This is a genomic window from Amycolatopsis sp. WAC 04182 (assembly GCF_003947465.1).
GTDB lineage: Bacteria > Actinomycetota > Actinomycetes > Mycobacteriales > Pseudonocardiaceae > Amycolatopsis.
Window position 1 is genome coordinate 312,943 of sequence record NZ_QHJJ01000007.1, and the last position, 15,933, is coordinate 328,875.

General features: G+C 70.4%; 18 protein-coding genes. 8 read left to right on the top strand and 10 right to left on the bottom strand.

Annotated elements, in window-relative coordinates:
- Nucleotides 1-8: 8 nt before the first annotated feature.
- Nucleotides 9-407, top strand: coding sequence for a hypothetical protein (locus tag DMH01_RS33600; RefSeq protein ID WP_125681961.1), 399 nt, complete (start codon nucleotides 9-11; stop codon nucleotides 405-407).
- Nucleotides 408-493: 86 nt separating this feature from the next.
- Nucleotides 494-949, top strand: a complete 456-nt coding sequence (locus DMH01_RS33605; RefSeq protein ID WP_125681963.1) for an SRPBCC family protein — start codon at nucleotides 494-496, stop codon at nucleotides 947-949.
- Here DMH01_RS33605 and DMH01_RS33610 read toward each other — a convergent pair.
- From DMH01_RS33610 to DMH01_RS33620, 3 genes are read right to left on the bottom strand one after another with little or no spacing between them, the layout of a single operon-like run.
- Entirely contained in the window at nucleotides 934-1,992 is a 1,059-nt protein-coding gene (locus tag DMH01_RS33610; protein ID WP_125681965.1) for an NAD-dependent epimerase/dehydratase family protein, read from the bottom strand. The two genes, DMH01_RS33605 and DMH01_RS33610, sit on opposite strands and share 16 nt — an antisense overlap.
- Nucleotides 1,989-3,572, bottom strand: a complete 1,584-nt coding sequence (locus DMH01_RS33615; RefSeq protein ID WP_125681967.1) for an NAD(P)/FAD-dependent oxidoreductase — start codon at nucleotides 3,570-3,572, stop codon at nucleotides 1,989-1,991. The genes DMH01_RS33610 and DMH01_RS33615 overlap by 4 nt, the downstream gene beginning before the upstream one ends.
- A 28-nt stretch (nucleotides 3,573-3,600) precedes the next feature.
- On the bottom strand, nucleotides 3,601-4,428 hold the full coding sequence (locus DMH01_RS33620) for an arylamine N-acetyltransferase (protein ID WP_125681969.1): 828 nt from the start codon (nucleotides 4,426-4,428) through the stop codon (nucleotides 3,601-3,603).
- Between the two features lie 75 nt (nucleotides 4,429-4,503).
- Here DMH01_RS33620 and DMH01_RS33625 point away from each other — a divergent pair, with 75 nt between their 5' ends.
- A complete protein-coding gene (locus DMH01_RS33625; RefSeq protein ID WP_125681972.1) occupies nucleotides 4,504-5,091 on the top strand; it encodes a TetR/AcrR family transcriptional regulator in 588 nt (195 codons plus the stop codon).
- 10 nt (nucleotides 5,092-5,101) lie between these two features.
- On the opposite strand, the gene DMH01_RS33630 is transcribed toward DMH01_RS33625, so the two are convergent.
- Nucleotides 5,102-6,163, bottom strand: coding sequence for a hypothetical protein (locus tag DMH01_RS33630; protein WP_233621758.1), 1,062 nt, complete (start codon nucleotides 6,161-6,163; stop codon nucleotides 5,102-5,104).
- Between the two features lie 82 nt (nucleotides 6,164-6,245).
- Nucleotides 6,246-7,202 (bottom strand): zinc-binding dehydrogenase, encoded by a 957-nt coding sequence (locus DMH01_RS33635; RefSeq protein ID WP_125681974.1) that lies wholly within the window; start codon nucleotides 7,200-7,202, stop codon nucleotides 6,246-6,248.
- A gap of 77 nt (nucleotides 7,203-7,279) precedes the next feature.
- Between DMH01_RS33635 and DMH01_RS33640 the strand changes: the two genes are divergently transcribed.
- Nucleotides 7,280-7,915, top strand: a complete 636-nt coding sequence (locus tag DMH01_RS33640) for a TetR/AcrR family transcriptional regulator (RefSeq protein WP_125681976.1) — start codon at nucleotides 7,280-7,282, stop codon at nucleotides 7,913-7,915.
- Between the two features lies 1 nt (nucleotide 7,916).
- On the opposite strand, the gene DMH01_RS33645 is transcribed toward DMH01_RS33640, so the two are convergent.
- Complete coding sequence (locus DMH01_RS33645) at nucleotides 7,917-8,558, bottom strand: TetR/AcrR family transcriptional regulator C-terminal domain-containing protein (RefSeq protein ID WP_125681978.1); 642 nt, start codon at nucleotides 8,556-8,558, stop codon at nucleotides 7,917-7,919.
- Nucleotides 8,559-8,620: 62 nt separating this feature from the next.
- On the opposite strand from DMH01_RS33645, the gene DMH01_RS33650 reads away from it, so the two are divergent.
- Nucleotides 8,621-8,980: a nitroreductase/quinone reductase family protein gene (locus DMH01_RS33650; protein ID WP_125681980.1), complete on the top strand. Its 360-nt coding sequence runs from the start codon at nucleotides 8,621-8,623 to the stop codon at nucleotides 8,978-8,980.
- Nucleotides 8,981-9,073: 93 nt separating this feature from the next.
- The gene (locus DMH01_RS33655) at nucleotides 9,074-10,231 is read left to right on the top strand and encodes a serine hydrolase (protein ID WP_233621759.1); all 1,158 of its coding nucleotides are present in this window, start codon (nucleotides 9,074-9,076) and stop codon (nucleotides 10,229-10,231) included.
- 223 nt (nucleotides 10,232-10,454) lie between these two features.
- Here the strand turns inward: DMH01_RS33655 and DMH01_RS33660 are convergent, their stop codons facing one another.
- Nucleotides 10,455-11,369 carry a LysR family transcriptional regulator gene (locus tag DMH01_RS33660; RefSeq protein ID WP_125681982.1) on the bottom strand — a complete coding sequence of 305 codons (915 nt, stop codon included), beginning with the start codon at nucleotides 11,367-11,369 and terminating at the stop codon, nucleotides 10,455-10,457.
- Nucleotides 11,370-11,441: 72 nt separating this feature from the next.
- Here DMH01_RS33660 and DMH01_RS33665 point away from each other — a divergent pair, with 72 nt between their 5' ends.
- Complete coding sequence (locus DMH01_RS33665; protein ID WP_125681984.1) at nucleotides 11,442-12,410, top strand: DMT family transporter; 969 nt, start codon at nucleotides 11,442-11,444, stop codon at nucleotides 12,408-12,410.
- Here DMH01_RS33665 and DMH01_RS33670 read toward each other — a convergent pair.
- The gene (locus DMH01_RS33670) at nucleotides 12,324-12,785 is read right to left on the bottom strand and encodes a universal stress protein (RefSeq protein WP_125681986.1); all 462 of its coding nucleotides are present in this window, start codon (nucleotides 12,783-12,785) and stop codon (nucleotides 12,324-12,326) included. The two genes, DMH01_RS33665 and DMH01_RS33670, sit on opposite strands and share 87 nt — an antisense overlap.
- 7 nt (nucleotides 12,786-12,792) lie before the next feature.
- Nucleotides 12,793-14,367, bottom strand: coding sequence for an MDR family MFS transporter (locus DMH01_RS33675; protein WP_125681988.1), 1,575 nt, complete (start codon nucleotides 14,365-14,367; stop codon nucleotides 12,793-12,795).
- An 81-nt stretch (nucleotides 14,368-14,448) separates the two neighbouring features.
- Here DMH01_RS33675 and DMH01_RS33680 point away from each other — a divergent pair, with 81 nt between their 5' ends.
- Nucleotides 14,449-15,030 carry a TetR/AcrR family transcriptional regulator gene (locus tag DMH01_RS33680; protein ID WP_125681990.1) on the top strand — a complete coding sequence of 194 codons (582 nt, stop codon included), beginning with the start codon at nucleotides 14,449-14,451 and terminating at the stop codon, nucleotides 15,028-15,030.
- On the opposite strand, the gene DMH01_RS33685 is transcribed toward DMH01_RS33680, so the two are convergent.
- Nucleotides 15,018-15,908 carry a LysR family transcriptional regulator gene (locus DMH01_RS33685; protein ID WP_125681992.1) on the bottom strand — a complete coding sequence of 297 codons (891 nt, stop codon included), beginning with the start codon at nucleotides 15,906-15,908 and terminating at the stop codon, nucleotides 15,018-15,020. The two genes, DMH01_RS33680 and DMH01_RS33685, sit on opposite strands and share 13 nt — an antisense overlap.
- Nucleotides 15,909-15,933 lie beyond the last annotated feature (25 nt).

The window sequence follows — 15,933 nt, forward strand, 5'->3', positions numbered from 1 at the left end:
GAGAACAGATGAGCGCCGATGACACCGCCGCCATGAAGGCGACCCTGGACGGTCTGGTCCGCGAGCAGTCGGAACGCCGGGCGCTGCGGGACAAGCGTGCCGACGAGATCAAGGCGAACTCGCAGGAGTTCATGACCAAGCAGGTCCAGACCGCTCAGCGTTACGTCGAGCACCGGCGGGAACTGGGGCAGCGCAAGACGAAGTCCGGTTGGAGCACCGACCGGTCGCACGCGCAGCCTGGGGCGGCGTCGCCGTTCGAAGAGGCTCCCGTGGACATGGCGGCTCCGTTCGCTTCGGAGCCGCCTGCCCGCACGGGGCGGGACACGCCCCGGCGCGCTCCCCGCGCACGTCCGGCGCCGGCGGACGACGAGGACGACGCCTTCCTCAACAACCGTTGGCGCGACTGAATTCGCCGTCAGACGGGCGGCATGGGTTTGCCCTTGCCGACGCAGGGTATCCGGCTCGGGTCAGGCGAGCCGGAGGGCGTGGATTCATGGTCGACGTGAAGATGACGGTAGACACTTCTCCCGAGCGCGTGTTCGAGGTGCTCGCCGACGGCTGGACCTACGCGGCCTGGGTCGTGGGAGCCTCCCACATCCGTGACGTCGACAAGGGCTGGCCCGCGCGGGGGACGCGGATCCACCATTGCGTCGGGTCCTGGCCTCTCCTGCTCGACGACGTCACCAAGGTGCACGTCGTCGACCCGCCGAGGCTGCTCGAACTCGAGGCGCGGGCCTGGCCGTTCGGCACCGCGCGGATCCGGTTGGAACTGCGGGAAACCGCGTCGGCGACCACGGAGATCCTGATGTCCGAGCACGCGACCCGCGGGCCGGGCCGCGTCCTGCCGGAGGCCGCGCAGGCGCTCTTCCTCGTGCCGCGGAACCGGGAATCCCTGCGACGTCTCGCGGATCTCGCCAAGGGCCGGGAAGCCGCTCAACCGCCGGACTGATCCTGGTGGCTCGGCCGTCCGAGCCGGATCCGGTCGCGGGGCGGGTCGAGGGGACGGCTGGCACCCCGTCGTCCGGCGCGGATGGCGTCGAGCAGTTCCCTGATCGTGGCGGCCGCGTCGTGCCGAGGTCGCCAGCCGAGTTCGTCCCGTGCGCGCCGAGTGTCCACAAGGGACGCCCGGTCGGCGAGCCGCAGCCAGGACGGATGCAGTGGTTGCAGGCCGAGCCGCCAGCTCGGCCAGGCCAGTCCGGTCAGCAGCCTCAGCGGTACGGGAATCCGAAACCCGCCCGCCAGCGCGGCGACGTCGCGGCTGTCGAGGACGGGCTCGCCGGCGAGGTTGAACGCACCGGTCGCACGGCGGTCGAGGATTGCCTGGATCGCTTGTGCCACATCGTCGGAGTGCACCACCTGCATCCGCAGCCCCGGCCACAACGGCACCGGCAGCCACTTGCCGCGGAGCGGTAACGGCGGCGCCAGCGGGCTGAGCAGCCACCGGGAGAACTCGGCCGCGGCGTCCGGCTGCACGACACCGCACGGACGGATCCGCGCCACCCCGATCCCCGGGTGGTCACGGCAGAATTCTTCCAATCGGGACTCGAAGGCCGCTTTTCCCGCGCTGTAGGCGCTTTCGGCGAGCCCGCCGCAAGGCCACTCCTCGTCGACCTCGTCCCAACGGTCCGCCGGGGTGTAGGCGGCGACCGAGGAGGCGCACACGATATGACTCACGCCGGCGTCGGCGGCCGCGCGCAGGACGTTCGCGCTGCCCGCCATGTTGGTCCGGCGCATCGCCGGATCGTCCGCGCGCGGATGGATCGCCCAGGCGAGATGCACCACGGCGTCGGCGCCGCCGAAGAGCTCGGTCAGCCGCGGCCAGGCGTCGTTCGCGCCGATGTCCTGCTCGACCCAGCGGGCCGACGAGTAGGGCGCGGCGGTCGTGTCGGGGCGGTGGCGGGCCACTCCGAGCACGTCGTGACCTTCTCCGGCCAGCGCTCGGAGCAGGGCAGTCCCGATGTTCCCGCTCGCGCCGGTGACGACGATCCTCATCGGTAGACGGCGCGATGCGCGGCGCGCATCGTCGCGCGGTAGACGGAACCGGCCCAGCCGTCGCGGGCGAGGGCCGCCCTGGCGGCGTTCGATCCGGGCGCGCCGTGCACCGCGCCACCGGGATGCGCCGACGCCGACGCCAGGAAGAGCCGGTCGATCGGGGTGTCGGCCCGGCCGAGACCGGGGACGGGCCGGAAGAACAGTTGTTGCTGGATGGCCGCGGTCCCGGCGTTGATCGAACCTTCCACGAGACTGTGGTTCCCTTCCTCGAGTTCGGCGGGCCCGGCGATCGCACGGCCCGCGATCAGCCCACGGAAACCGGGGGCGTGCTTCTCGATGACCGCTTCCATCCGGTCCGCGTAATGGCGCAACCGGGAAGCGCTCCAGGGCTCGCCCCTCGGCACATGCGTGTAGGCCCAGGCCGATTCGGTCCCGGCGGGGGAGCGGGTCGGGTCGGCGGTGGTCATCTGCCCGAGCAGCAGGAACGGATCGCCGGGCACCCGCCCGCAGGCGAGATCGTGGGCGATCCCGGCTAGACCGTCGAGATCCGCTCCGATGTGGACGGTCCCGGCCTCGCCGACTTCGGCGGCACTCCACGGGATGGGCGAGGACAACGCCCAGTCCACCTTGATGGTGGCGTCGTCCCAGACGAACCGGTCCAGATCGGACACCAGCCGCGCGGGAAGGTGCCCGGCACCGACCAGATCCCGGTAGAGCACCGGAGCGGGGACGTCGGCGAGCACGGCCCGGCGGGCACGCACCCGTCGCCCGTCCGCGTCCCGGACACCCACCGCCCGGCCGCCCGAGAGCGTCACTTCGGTGACCGGCGTGCCGCAGGCGATCTCCCCGCCCTTGGCGGACAAGCGGTTCACCAGCGCGTCGGTCAGACGCCCCGCCCCGCCTTCCGGGACCGGGAATCCGACGTCCTGACCGAGCATGGTCAGGAGCCAGCCGAAGACGCCGCTCCCGGCATGGTCCGGCCCGAGGTCGGTGTGCATGGCGTTGCCCGCGAGCAGCAGCCGGGCGCCCTCGCCGTCGAACTTCTCCTTGCCGAGGCCGCGGGCGGTCAGGGTCAGCATCCTCGCGAGCCGGAGCGTTTCCGCCGTGCCGAGCGTCTTGACCAGCCGGGCCCCGGACCGCACCGGCGGAAAGGGGCGCACGATCGCGTCGAGCAGCGGTTCGCGCAGACGTCGCCAGCTCGCGTGTTCGGCCCGCAGGTTGTCCGCGTCCCGTTCGTCGAACTCCGCCACGGAACGGGCCGTGCGGTCGAGGTCACGGGACTGCAGGACGTATCGGTCGTCGGGCAGCACATGCGCCAGTACCGCCGGGGCGTGCCGCCAGCGCAGGCCGTGGTCCTCCAGTCCCAGCCCGGCGAGCACCGGCGACGCCGCGCCGAGCGGGTAGAAAGCGCTGTAGACGTCGTTGCGGAAACCCGGGGCGGTGAGTTCCTCGGTCCGTACCGCGCCACCGGGCTTGGCGGTGGCCTCGACGACCAGTGTCTCCCAGCCGGCGTCGGCCAGGAGATTGGCCGCGACCAGGCCGTTCGGCCCCGATCCGATCACCACGGCGTCGACTTCCATGGTCAGGGCATACCCGGGACCGGCGGGTTCAACCCCTGTCGATCGACTTCGCCTGAATGGCCAGCCAGGCTTCGTGCTGGTCTTCGGTCTTGGCCCAGAGGGCCGCCAGTTCACCGGCGCCGATGTCCTCCGCCGGGATACGGAACTCCCGCAGCGTCTCGGCGAACTCGTCGAGAGAGGACAGTGTGTGGCGCTCGCCGTCGCCGCGTTTGATCGTGCGCGCGCGAAGAGCCAGCTCGCGGCCATCACGATGATGCTGCGCCACGAGCACCTTGGCGAACGGGGACTCCGGCGACGTGATCTCGTCCCGTTCGGCGAATTCGGTGAGCTCGCGGGGTTCGGTGCGGAAGTCGCACGAGTCGACCGTGCCACCGGGATGGTGGTGCATCCGCCAGGTCTCGCCGTCGAGGCGTTCGATCCGGAACGGCAGTTCTCCTTGCCGATACGTGCCTTCCCGCACCGGAAGGGGTTCGAGGAACGCGTCGCCGATCCCGGTGTCGGCGAGCCAGGTCTCTCCGTCGACGTCGACCAGCAGGGCGACGTGGTTGCCCCACTGGCCTTCGCCGCGGGTCGAGCGCAGGACGGCGGCTTCCACGACGGTCACCTCGAATCCGGCCGCCCTCAGCAAAAGAGCGAGTGCGCCGTTCATCTCGTAGCAGAGCCCGCCCCTGCGACGGTGGGCGAACTTGTCGGTCAACGCTTCCGGGTCGAGCAGGATCGTCCTGCCGAGCTGGAGGTCGAAGTTTTCGTAGGGGACTCGCAACCGCCACGCCCGGTGCAGGTTCCGGAGCGTGGCCAGATCCGGTCGGACGGGCTCGCGGTACTCCAGCCGGTCGAGGAACGCGTCGAGGGTCATACGGCTCTCCTTCAGTAGAGTGGCTCTAAAATTAGAGTAACTCTAACTTTGGCGTCGGTCCAGTATGCTGAGGTCATGACCGAGCCGGCGGGTTTGCGGGAACGGAAGAAATGGCGCACCCGGAAGGTGTTGATCGAGACGGCGTACCGGCTCTTCGAGCGGCAGGGCTACGACCGGACGACCACCGCGGAGATCGCCGCGGCCGCCGAGGTGTCCACCGCGACGTTCTTCAACCACTTCGCGACGAAGGAAGACCTCCTTCTCACCGGAGACGGTGAAGAGATCCTTCGCGTGGGGCTGGACGTGCTCGCCGCGCGAGAGGAGGGCGAGACACCGGCCCGGCTTCTTCGGCGCGCGATGCTCGGCATGCTCGCCGAGGCCGGAGCGGGGCTCCGTGACCCGCGTGCCGAGCCCGAGCGGATCCGGCTGGACCTGATCACGTCGGTGCCGTCGGTGCGCGCGACGATGCTGCAGCGTGCCTTCGACGCTCAGGAGCGGCTTTCGGCCGCGCTGTGCCGAGCCTGCGAGATCGACGAGGTCGACGCCGCGGCGCTGGTCGGCGCGGCCACCGGCGCGGTCTTCGCCGCCGGGCGAACGGCCCTCCGCCTCGGGACTCCGCTCGACGAGGCGATGCGGCGGGCGATCGTGCTCGCGACGGCCTGACCGGGCGGTTTCACGAACGGTGCCAGGCGATCCCGCGGTAGGCCGAGCTGTCCGCCGCGAAGCCGCAGCCGATGATGACGGTGCCGTTCCCGTTGATGTGCTGGGCCACGGTCGCCGTGATACCGCGAGGAGACGGGAGCGCGAACGGCGTCGCGTCGGCGTCCCAACGCACCGGCCGCAATGTTCCCTGGCTCACGGACTCGCCGACGACGGTCCCGGCTTCGTCGATGTCGAAACAGGTGCTGGCGACGTCCGAAGGCAAGGGCCGGAGCACGGTGGGCCGTCCGTCGCGATCCCAGCGCGCGCCGATGCCGCGGCGGTCCGGGGTCAGGCCCCAGCCGATCGCGGCACCTCCTCCGGTGATCCGGACGACCTGCCCCGCGGAGAACTCCGGTTCCCCGGTCAGCAGAACGGTGCCTCCGTCACCGTTCCATATGACTCCATCGCCGAGGATGGCGCCGGAGTCGGTGATCCCGCACGCCGTCGCGCGCCGGGGCGGGGGCAGTGTGCTGATCTTCCCCGTGGACGACCAGCGCACCGCGGTGCGGACGCCCGAGCCGTTCTTCGCCGATCCGACGACCTCGTCCAGCCCGTTCAGGCCCTGCCCCTGCGTCTCGCCGTCCCCAGGCAGGGTGGCGAGTTCGACGGTCTCGCCGCCGGGTTCCCAGCGCAGCGCCCGCCAGCGGTAGCCCGGCCACATCGCGTTCCCCAGTACCGATCCGCGTGCGTTCACCCGGCACGCCGTGCCGGAGACCGCCCCGTCGGGGAGTTCGAGCGCGCGCACCCGGCCGTCGGACGGCCAGCACACGGGCCGGAGGTGCTCTCCGGCCTGAAGCGAACCCGCGATGACCCCCATGGCGTTGACGCTGACCGCGCGTCCGCCGGAACAGCCGTCGAGGATCGGCAACGGCGTGGGCTGCCCGTCGAGGTCCCAGCACACCGGCCGCGATCCCGACTCGCCCACGATCACCCCGGCGTCGTTCACGCAGTAGGCGCCGGTGCCCTCGCCGCCGGAGAGCGGCCGCAGGCCGACCGCCGTGAAGCCGGGTCCCTCGGGCATCGGATCGGGCACGAGTGGGCAGCCTAGTGCGACGGCGCACGCGATGGGGAAACTTACACTGACCGGGTGACACGGCACTCCACAATGGACCGGTCTACGGGATCAGCACGATCCTGCCGAACACTTCGCCGTCGTCCATCTTCCGGTGCGCCAGAACCGCTTTCTCCAGCGGAAGCACCTCGTGCACCACCGGGCGCAGGGCACCGCGCGCCACCGCGCCGAAGTGCTCCGCGCTCACCGCCAGCCGATCCGGCTCGGGGATCGAGTCCGCGCTGAAGGCCGCGAACGACAGCGACTTCCGGAAGGCCGCCATCAGTTTCGCGCCGAAGTCCGCCGGGGGCATGCCCGCGACCACGCCGACGGCGACCATGCGGCCGTTCGGGTTCAGCCGGTCGAAGAAGGACGGCATGTCCACACCGGACACGATGTCGATGATGACGTCGTAACCCGCGGGCCCGTCCCCCTCGCCGGAGCGGTCGAGGACGTGGGTCGCCCCCAGTTCACGCAGGCGGTCGCCGCGTTCGGCCGAGGACGTCGTGACGGCCACTGCGCTCGCGCCACCGCTCGCCGCGAGCTGCACCGCCATGATCCCGATACTTCCCGCCGCGCCGCGCACCAGCACGGATTCGCCCGCCGTGAAAGGGGCGTGGGCGAGAGCGAACCGCGCCACCATGCCGGAAGTCCCGACGGCCACCGCGCCGGCGGCGGGCAGGTTCTCGGGAAGGGGAACGATCTTCTCCGCCGGGAGGGCCACTTGTTCGACGTATCCGCCGCCCTCGCCGGTGAACGCCCAGACGCGCCGCCCGGCCCACGCCGGATCGACGCCGCCGCCGACGGCCGTGACGGTACCGGCCACCTCGTTACCGGGGACGAATCCTTCGTGGAAGCCGAATCCGGCGAGAGCACCGCTGCGGATCACCGTGTCGACGCCGCCGACACCGATCGCTTCGACGTCGATCAGCACTTCGCCCTCGGCGGGAACGGGGGAGGGGACGTCGATCACGGCGAGGCCCTCGGGGGCGCCGAACGTCCGGATCTCGACTGCGCGCATTTCGTCTCCTGGTCGTCGCTCACTGGTCCGGCGGACGTTAACGGACGCCCCCGTCCGTTTTGGCTAAAGTGAGAGCGGTGACCGATCATTTGTCTCGGATCCCGCGCTCCGACGCCGTGGACAACCGCGAACGCATCCTCGAGGCGGCTCGCGTGCTGTTCGCCACCGAGGGCTTGAACGTGCCGCTGCGGGAGGTCGCGCGCCGTGCCGAAGTCGGGCCCGCCACGCTGTACCGCCACTTCCCGACCAAGGAGATCCTGGCGACGGAGGCGTTCGCCGAGCAGATGCGCACCTGCCACGCCGTCGTCGACGAGGGGCTCGCCGACCCGGATCCGTGGCGCGGTTTCTGTTCCGTGATCGAGAAGATCTGCGAGCTGCATTCGCGCGATCGCGGCTTCACGGCGGCTTTCGTCTCGGCCTTTCCCAAGGCGGTGGACTTCATCGCGGATCGCGACTACGCGCTCAAGGCGATCGCCGAGCTGGCGGGCCGGGCCAAGGACACCGGGAAATTGCGCCCCGACTTCGTCCTAGACGACCTGATCCTCATGCTCATGGCCAACAACGGGATCCAGGCCGCTTCGGCGGCCGCGCAGGTGGCGGCGTCGCGCCGGTTCGCCGCGCTCGTGATCCAGGCCTTCCGGGCCGGACCGGCGCAGGCGCCGCTGCCACCGGTGGCGCGTCTGGCCCTCGTGATGCCGGGGGTGACCCGCTGAGTCATTTCCTGCGGGCTTCGAGGCCTTCCAGGATGAGGTCGAGGCCGTAGTCGAATTCCTTCGTGTGGTCGTAGCCCGGCCGCTGGGCGTGCTCGGTGATCACCTCGGCCAGATAAGGGAATTCGTCCCGCGGCAGGGTTTCGAGGATGTCGTCCGCGACCCCCGGGACGTTTTCGCTCAGCGGGAGGTTCGACTCCTGCAGCACGAATCCGCCGACGTAGCTGTCGATGAGCGAGACGGCGTGCACCGCCATCGGGAGCGTGAATCCAGCCCGCCGAAGGACACCGAGGACGGCGTCGTGGTGGCGGAGCGTCGCCGGCCCCGGATTCCGGCGGGAGTCCATGAGGCCCAACGCCCAGCTGTGCCGCGACAGGACCTCGCGTGCGGACGAAGCACGTGCGCGGATGGCGTCGCGCCAATCGCCCGTTTCGGTGCCGGGCAGCTCGATCGCCGCGAACACCGCGTCGATGACGCCGTCGAGGATCGCGTCCTTGTTCGGCACGTGGTGGTACAGCGACATGGCCTCCACGCCGAGGTGCTGCGCGACCCGGCGCATCGTCATCGCCTCCACGCCACCGCGATCGGCGACTTCGATCGCGGCCTGCAGTACGCGGTCCCTGGTGAGTGATCGGCGAGGCGGCACGTTGACAACCTTACAGGTGTAAGACAACCTTACGGGCGTAAGGCCATCGAGAGGAGAGTCCGATGCCGATGCCCAGATGGTGGGGCCACATCAACAAACGGGTGTTCAACCCTCGCGCGATCGCCGGAGGGAAGTACCCGGTGCTGATCCACGTCGGCCGCACCTCGGGGAAGACCCGCCACACGCCGCTCGACGCGCATCCCGTCGACGGCGGTTACCTGTTCGTCCCGGTGTACGGCCCGGAGGCGGACTGGGTGCGCAACATCCTGACCGCGGGGAAAGCGCGGCTGCGGATCGACGGGCGGGAAGTGGACCTCACGCGCCCCAGGCTCGTCGGGGCGGACGAATTCCCCGACGGCGTGGCCCGTCCACCGAAACTGCTCCGTGTCACCGAATTCCTCCGGATGGACGTGAAACCCTGAGACGCCCCTGGCCGCGGCTAGTCCCAGGGAGGTAGGCGGCATCGTCCTTCAAGTCGATGCCCGGGTATGCCGTCGCTTCGTAGTTTTGCCGGTATGAAACGAACTTCAGTGGTCATCGCCGCGATCTGCGCGGCAACGCTCGTTTCCCCGGCCGTCGCGTCCGCGACGCCACAGCTGCACCGGACACTGCAGCGCGACGCCGACACGCTCGTGGCGAACGGTTCACCCGGCGCGCTCGTGGAGGTCAGCACGGCCAAGGGCAGCGTCAAGGTACGCAGTGGCCACGGCGATCTGCGGACCCGGACCCCGGTGCCGTGGAACGGGCACTTCCGGATCGCGAGTTTCAGCAAGACGTTCCTGTCCGCGACGATGCTCCAGCTCGTCGGCGAAGGACGGCTTTCCTTGGAGGACAAGGTGGACCGGTGGCTGCCGGGGGTGGTGAGCGGGAACGGCAACGACGGCAAGGCCATCACCGTCCGGCAGCTGCTGCAGCACACCAGCGGGTTGCACGACTACATGGCGGAACTCGATCTCTTCACCGAAAAGGGCTTTCTGCGCCACCGGTTCGACGAGCTCAGCGCGTCCGACGCGGTGAAGCTGGCGGTCGGCAAGCCGCCGGCGTTCGAGCCCGGGACGAGCTGGGGTTACTCCAACACCAACTACGTGCTCGCCGGGATGATCACCGAGAAGGTGACCGGCCGGGACTGGCAGCAGGAGATCATCGACCGGATCGTCCGGCCGCTGAACCTGCGCGAGACCACCCTGCCGTACACGTCGCCGTTCATCCCGGCTCCGCACGCGCGAGGGTACGACCGGTTCGTCGTCGAGGGCTCGAATCCGCCGCGGCTCGGGCGACGCGTGGACGTGACGCTGATGAATCCGTCGATGGGCGGGGGAGCGGACGGATCGATCAACAGCACGACCGAGGACGGCAACAAGTTCCTCCGGGCACTGCTGGGCGGCAAGGTGCTCCCGCCGTCGATGCTGGCCGAGATGAAGAAGACCGTACCCGCGCCGGGACTCGGCGCGTACGGGCTCGGCCTGGTGAAGGCGACCGCTTCCTGCGGTGACTACTGGGGCCACGGCGGCGCGCTGCCCGGCTACCTGACGGGCAACGGGGTGACCGAGGACGGCAAGCGCAGCGTGATGGTTTCGCTGAACACACTCACGCCGCTCAACCCCGGGGCCGAGCCGCCGGCGGGGAACCCGATGGACCCGGTGATTGACCACGCCCTCTGCGGTCGCGGCTGACCCGCCTCGTGAGTGACTGCTGCTGTGTGTGTGGCGCGACCTTGGTTGGCAGGAGGTAGCGAAGGCCTCCTTGCCTACCTTGAGGGTAGGGAAGGGGGCCTTCATACCTTCCCGAGTACATGAAGGTCCCCATCCTTGCGCCTAGGTACAGGAAGGGGGCCTTCATGTACCGGACCGGGGATGACCGGCGCTGGGATCCCTTGGTTCTAACCGTCTTTACCACTCACGAGCCCCAAGATCTCGCGGCCTCCACCAGGGCCGTGACGCACTCCGCGACAGCGGGCCGCGTTTCCCCCTGCGGCTGCACGGCGTAGAGCTGCCGGTGCAGTACCGGTTCGAGCGGGGCGCACACCACGGTCGGCGGCGCGATCGTGGTGGCCATCCCCGGCACCAGCGTGACGGCGCCGAGCCCGGCGACGACGGCGAACTGCGTGCCGAATCCGCTGACCGTATGCCGCACGATCGGTTCGATCCCGCGTTCGCGCAGTGTCTGGCGGATCCAGGCGTTCGCCAGCGTCGGCCGGGCCCACGCGACCCAGATCTCGTCCGCGAGGTCTTCGGCGCGCACCGAATCCGCGCCGGCCAGCGGGTGCCCGGCCGGGAGCACGATCATCGCCGAGTCGTCGCGCAGTTCGGTCCAGCGGGTCGCGGGCGGCCGGGTGAGCGGCAGGTTCTCCCAGCTCTCGACGACCACGACGTCGAAGACCCCGTCGGCCAGCGCGGGAAGGGCGACTTCGGGTTCGACCTCGTGCAGCCGCGCCTCGATACCCGGGTGGCGGACGGCGAGGCCGGTGAGCGCCGGCGCGATGAACGTGTGCACCCCGGAGGGGATGGCGCCGATCTCGACCACGCCGGTCGTCTCCCCGGTGAGGGAGTCCAGATCCGCGCGGGCGGCGCGGAGTTCGGCGAGCACCCGGTCCGAGCGCTGCGCCAGCAGCAGCCCCGCCGGGGTGAGCCGCACGCCGCGTCCGTGCCGGACGAGGAGCCCGGTGCCCGCCTCCCGCTCCAGTTTGGTCAGCTGCTGGGAGATCGCCGACGGCGTCACGTGCAGCAGCTCGGCCGCCGCGGCGAGCGATCCCCGCCGCCACACCGCGTGCAGCATCCGCAGCCGTTCCACATTGGACAGATCGCCACTCATTAGCCGAGCTTAACCCCCGGGGTAAGAGGATCTCGCTGGTCCTGCACGTCGCCGTGCGATCGAATCGAAGGTATGTGGCACACCAGGTTCTTCGTCGATCCGAGGACGCAAGGAGTCCTCGGTGCCCTCGCGATCGCTCTGTCCGCCCCGCTCGTCGCGCTGTCCGGCGTCAGCTCGACGACGGCGACGTTCTTCCGCTGCCTGTTCGCTTTGCCGATCCTCGTGATCTTGGCGCGTTCCCGGGAGCGGGGGCACCGTCCCACCCCGGCCGCGCGGCGACGGCACGTCCTGGCGGGCGTCCTCCTCGGGGTCGACATGGTGCTGTGGAGCGAGGCGATCCTCTCGGTCGGCGCGGGAGTCGCCACGGCGCTGGTCAACGTCCAGGTGGTCCTCGTCCCCCTGGCCGGTCTGCTGTGGTTCGGCGAGCGGCCGCCGCGGGCGTTCTGGCTGGCCATCCCGGTGATGCTGGCGGGGACCGCGCTGGCCGGCGGGCTGGCGGACGGCGGTGCCGCGGGCAGCGATCCCTGGTACGGCACCGTCATGGCGGTGCTGGCGGGAGTCGCCTACGCCGGTTACCTGATCCTGTTGCGCCGCGCCGGAACCGACGGCGGCGGACGCACGACGATGCTCGCCACGGCGACCGCGGCGTCGGCGAGCGTGGGTGGCCTTTCGGGCCTGTTCGCCGGAAACCTCGACGTCACGCCGTCTGCTTCGGCGTTGCTGTGGCTGTTCGTGCTGGCCGTGACCGGGCAGGTGCTCGGCTGGCTCCTGATCGGGAAGGCCCTGGCCGCCCTGCCCGCGAGCGGCGGGTCCGCCGTGCTGATGCTGCAACCCGCCGCCGCGATCCTGTTCGGTGCCGCCCTGCTCGGCCAGTGGCCGACGCCGCCGCAACTGGCGGGGTGCGCGCTCGTCGTCGCCGCGGTGGGCGCCGTCTCGTTCCTGGGCGGCCGGTCGTCAGGGAACCACCAGGACCGGCCAGTGCCCGGTCCTGATGAGCTTGGTCGCGACCGACCCCGCGAACCGGTGACCGGCCTGCTGTGAGGCGCCGACCACGACGGTGTCGACCTTGCCGCGGTCGGCGGTGTCGCGGAGCACGGTGTACGGATCGCCGTAGGTCTTCAGGAAGCTGACCGGCACTTCCAGTTCTTCGGCGGCCTCGCGGATCTGCTCGCGGATCTCCGCGTAGAGCTGCACCGCCGTGTCGTGTTCCATCGTCGCCGCGACGGCGGGAACGAGCGCGGGACGGCAGACGAAGGCGACGATCAGCCTGCCGCCCTCGCGTCGTGCCATGCCGAAGGCGAAGGCGGCCGCCCGCATCGCCGTGTCGGAGCCGTCGACCCCGGCCAGGATGGCCCGCCCCGGGTGGTGCCGGGGCGGGCCGAAACGCTCCACAGTGGACTCGAAGGCCCCGTTCATCGCGCGCCTACCTGACGGCCGCGTCGGACGCCGGGGCTTCCTCCGGCTCCACGTCGAGCGTGGTGCGCAGGGTGAGCGGCTTGAGCAGCAGCGCCGCGATCACGCCCACGACACCCACCGCCGCGGAGATCAGGAAGATGTGCGCGGTCGCGTCGCCGTACACGGTGTGCACGATCGTCTGGACCTCCGGCGGCAGCGCCTTGAGGTTCAGCGCGCTGACGCTGCCCGTCGACGCCTGGCCGGCCGGCACGTGCAGCGCGGTGGACAGGTCGGCGGTGACCCGGTTCGCGAGCACCGCGCCCAGCACCGAGACCCCGATGGTGCCGCCGAGCGACCGGAAGAACGTGACCGACGCGCTGGCCGCGCCCAGATCCCGCAACGGCACGGTGTTCTGCACGGCGAGCACGAGGTTCTGCATCGTCATGCCGACACCGATGCCGACGATCGCCATCGCGACGCCGACCAGCCACAGCGGCGAGGCGTGGTCGACGGTGCCCAGCCCGAGGAAGCCGATCACCAGCGTGATCGTGCCCGCCACGATGTACGGCTTCATCCGTCCGGTGCGGCTGATCAGGCGCCCGGACACGGTCGAGGAGACGAGCACGCCACCCATCAGCGGAATGGTCAGCAGTCCGGCTTCGGTGGGGGAGTACCCGCGGCCGACCTGGAAGTACTGGCCGAGGAACACCGCGCCGCCGAACATCGCCATCCCGACCGCCAGGCTCGCGATGATCGCCAGCGCGGGGGTGCGCCGGGTGATGATGTGCAACGGGACGACCGGTTCACGGACCTTCCGCTCCACCAGCACGGCGAAGACGAGGAGCACGACGCCGCCGGCCACCATCGCGGCCGTCTGCCACGAGAGCCAGTCGAAGCTGTTGCCGACGAACGAGACCCAGATCAGCAGGACACTCACGCCCGCCGCGATCAGGCCCGCGCCGAGGTAGTCCACCTGGACGCCTTCCTTGCGCACGGTCTCCAGCTTCAGGGTCCGCTGCAGCACGATGAACGCCGCCACCGCGATCGGCACGCCGACGAAGAAGCACCAGCGCCAGCCGAGCCACGGCACGTCCACGATCAGGCCGCCGAGCAGCGGCCCGCCGACGGTGGCGACCGCCATGACCGCGCCGAGGTAACCGTTGTAGCGGCCGCGTTCCCGCGGCGGGATGATCGCCGCGATCACCACCTGGACCAGTGCCTGAAGGCCGCCGACGCCGATGCCCTGGAACGCGCGGGCGGCGATCAGCTGCCCGGTGTTCTGGCTGAACCCGCTGATCATCGAACCGACCACGAAGATCACGATCGCGATCTGCACCAGCGTCTTCTTGTTGAACAGATCGGCGAGCTTGCCCCAGATCGGCGTGGTGGCCGTCGCCGCCAGCAGGGTGGCCGTGACCACCCAGGTGTACTGCGTCTGCGTGCCGTTCAGCGAGCCGATGATCAACGGCAGGGCGGTCGACACGACCGTCGAGCTGATCATCGCCACGAGCAGCGCGAGCAGCAGACCGGACAGCGATTCGAGCACCTGGCGGTGCCCCATCGCCCCTGACGGTGCCTCCGCCGTCGTTCCCTCGGTCTTCATGGTGTCCCTTCGAGCGGCAATTGTTGCTCATTGTGCAAACTTGCACAGTGGGAACTTTATTCCCCTCGCTACGCTGTCCTGGTGGACACCCTCGACACGCTGCGCACCCGCAAGAAGGCGGCGACGCGGCACTCGCTGCACGAGGCCGCGCTCCGGCTGGCGATGGAGCACGGGCTGGACGGCGTGACCGTCGAGGACATCGCCGACGCGGTGGGCGTGTCGCGGCGGACGTTCTCGAACTACTTCGCGAACAAAGAGGACGCGATCCTGCACGCCGACCGCGAGCGCACCGGGCTGCTGGTGTCGCTGGTCGAAGGCAGGCCGCCGGGCGAGAAACCCTGGCAGGCGCTGCGGGCGGCGTGCCAGGAGCTGTACCGCGCGCACCCCGTCCCCGATCGCGAGTGGGTGGCGCAGTTACGGCTGCTGCGGCGGCATCCGTCGCTGCTCGCGCGGCAGGCCGGCGATCAGTTCGCCCTCGAACGCGACCTGATCGCGGTACTGCTCGCCAGGGGGCACGGCCTCGATCAGGAGCTGGCCAGGCTCACCGCGGCGACCTTCCTGGCCACGTTGCGGACGGGGAACATCCTGTGGCTGGAAGGTCCGGAAGAGCAGCCGCTTCCCGAGTTGGTGGACCGGTTGCTCGGCCGCGTTCAGCTTCGGTGACCGAGGGCGTACGCGGTCGTCACCACCGTGGTGGCCGCGCGGACGAAGGCGGCGACGGCCGGTAAGCGGGATTCCTGCGGCCACATCACGGCGAGGGTCGTGGGCTCCACGTCGTCGACGGGCAGGTACGTGATCCCCGCCCTGCGGTAGCGATCCGCCACCGAAACCGGCAGGAAGCAGACGATGGCCCCCAATTCGACCAGTTTGAAGATCTGCGTCAGATCCGAAACGGGACCATGGGGCGCCGCGGTGGTGGGCGGCCCGGCCGTGGGGCCCTGATCGGCGGGTGCGCCATCGGGAAGGAGGCGGCCTTCGAGATCCGCCAGCCGCAGCCGTGACCTGGCCGCCAAGGGATCGTTGGCCGCCAGCGCCACCAGCCGGGGTTCGGTCAGCAGCGGTTCGAAGTCCAGACGGCGCGCGTCGAAGGGGGACGGGACGAGCGCCACGTCCGCCCGGCCGTCCCGTAGTTGCCGCGGTTGTTCGCCCCGGCCGCCGAGGACCAGTTCGATCGGCAGCGCGCCGTCTTCGGCCTCGTAGGCCTCGATGATCTTCGGGAGCAGTCCGGCGTCGTGATCGGCTTTCAGCGCCAACCGGAGCCGGGGATCGGGGCGGCCCGCCTGCCGCGCCCGCCGTTCCGCCGCGGCGACCGCTTCGAGGGCGATTTTGGCGTCCCGCAAGAAGATCCTGCCCGCTTCCGTCAAGGCGACCTGGCGGGTGGTGCGTTCGAGCAGCCGGACGTCCAGCCGTCGCTCGAGGTCGCGGATCGCCCTCGACAGCGGCGGCTGCGCCATCGAAAGCCGCTCGGCGGCCCGGCCGAAGTGAAGCTCCTCGGCGACCGCCACGAAGTACTTGAGCTGCCGCGTCTCGAGGTCACTCATATCCCCAGGGTATCAATGGCGTCGG

What these genes read in the sequence shown, in the direction of transcription:
- DMH01_RS33600 (WP_125681961.1), top strand. Translation starts at nt 9, where the DNA reads ATGAGCGCCGATGACACCGCCGCCATGAAGGCGACCCTGGACGGTCTG.
- DMH01_RS33605 (WP_125681963.1), top strand. Translation starts at nt 494, where the DNA reads ATGGTCGACGTGAAGATGACGGTAGACACTTCTCCCGAGCGCGTGTTC.
- DMH01_RS33610 (WP_125681965.1), bottom strand. Translation starts at nt 1,992, where the DNA reads ATGAGGATCGTCGTCACCGGCGCGAGCGGGAACATCGGGACTGCCCTG.
- DMH01_RS33615 (WP_125681967.1), bottom strand. Translation starts at nt 3,572, where the DNA reads ATGGAAGTCGACGCCGTGGTGATCGGATCGGGGCCGAACGGCCTGGTC.
- DMH01_RS33620 (WP_125681969.1), bottom strand. Translation starts at nt 4,428, where the DNA reads ATGACCCTCGACGCGTTCCTCGACCGGCTGGAGTACCGCGAGCCCGTC.
- DMH01_RS33625 (WP_125681972.1), top strand. Translation starts at nt 4,504, where the DNA reads ATGACCGAGCCGGCGGGTTTGCGGGAACGGAAGAAATGGCGCACCCGG.
- DMH01_RS33635 (WP_125681974.1), bottom strand. Translation starts at nt 7,202, where the DNA reads ATGCGCGCAGTCGAGATCCGGACGTTCGGCGCCCCCGAGGGCCTCGCC.
- DMH01_RS33650 (WP_125681980.1), top strand. Translation starts at nt 8,621, where the DNA reads ATGCCGATGCCCAGATGGTGGGGCCACATCAACAAACGGGTGTTCAAC.
- DMH01_RS33655 (WP_233621759.1), top strand. Translation starts at nt 9,074, where the DNA reads ATGAAACGAACTTCAGTGGTCATCGCCGCGATCTGCGCGGCAACGCTC.
- DMH01_RS33660 (WP_125681982.1), bottom strand. Translation starts at nt 11,369, where the DNA reads ATGAGTGGCGATCTGTCCAATGTGGAACGGCTGCGGATGCTGCACGCG.
- DMH01_RS33665 (WP_125681984.1), top strand. Translation starts at nt 11,442, where the DNA reads ATGTGGCACACCAGGTTCTTCGTCGATCCGAGGACGCAAGGAGTCCTC.
- DMH01_RS33670 (WP_125681986.1), bottom strand. Translation starts at nt 12,785, where the DNA reads ATGAACGGGGCCTTCGAGTCCACTGTGGAGCGTTTCGGCCCGCCCCGG.
- DMH01_RS33675 (WP_125681988.1), bottom strand. Translation starts at nt 14,367, where the DNA reads ATGAAGACCGAGGGAACGACGGCGGAGGCACCGTCAGGGGCGATGGGG.
- DMH01_RS33685 (WP_125681992.1), bottom strand. Translation starts at nt 15,908, where the DNA reads ATGAGTGACCTCGAGACGCGGCAGCTCAAGTACTTCGTGGCGGTCGCC.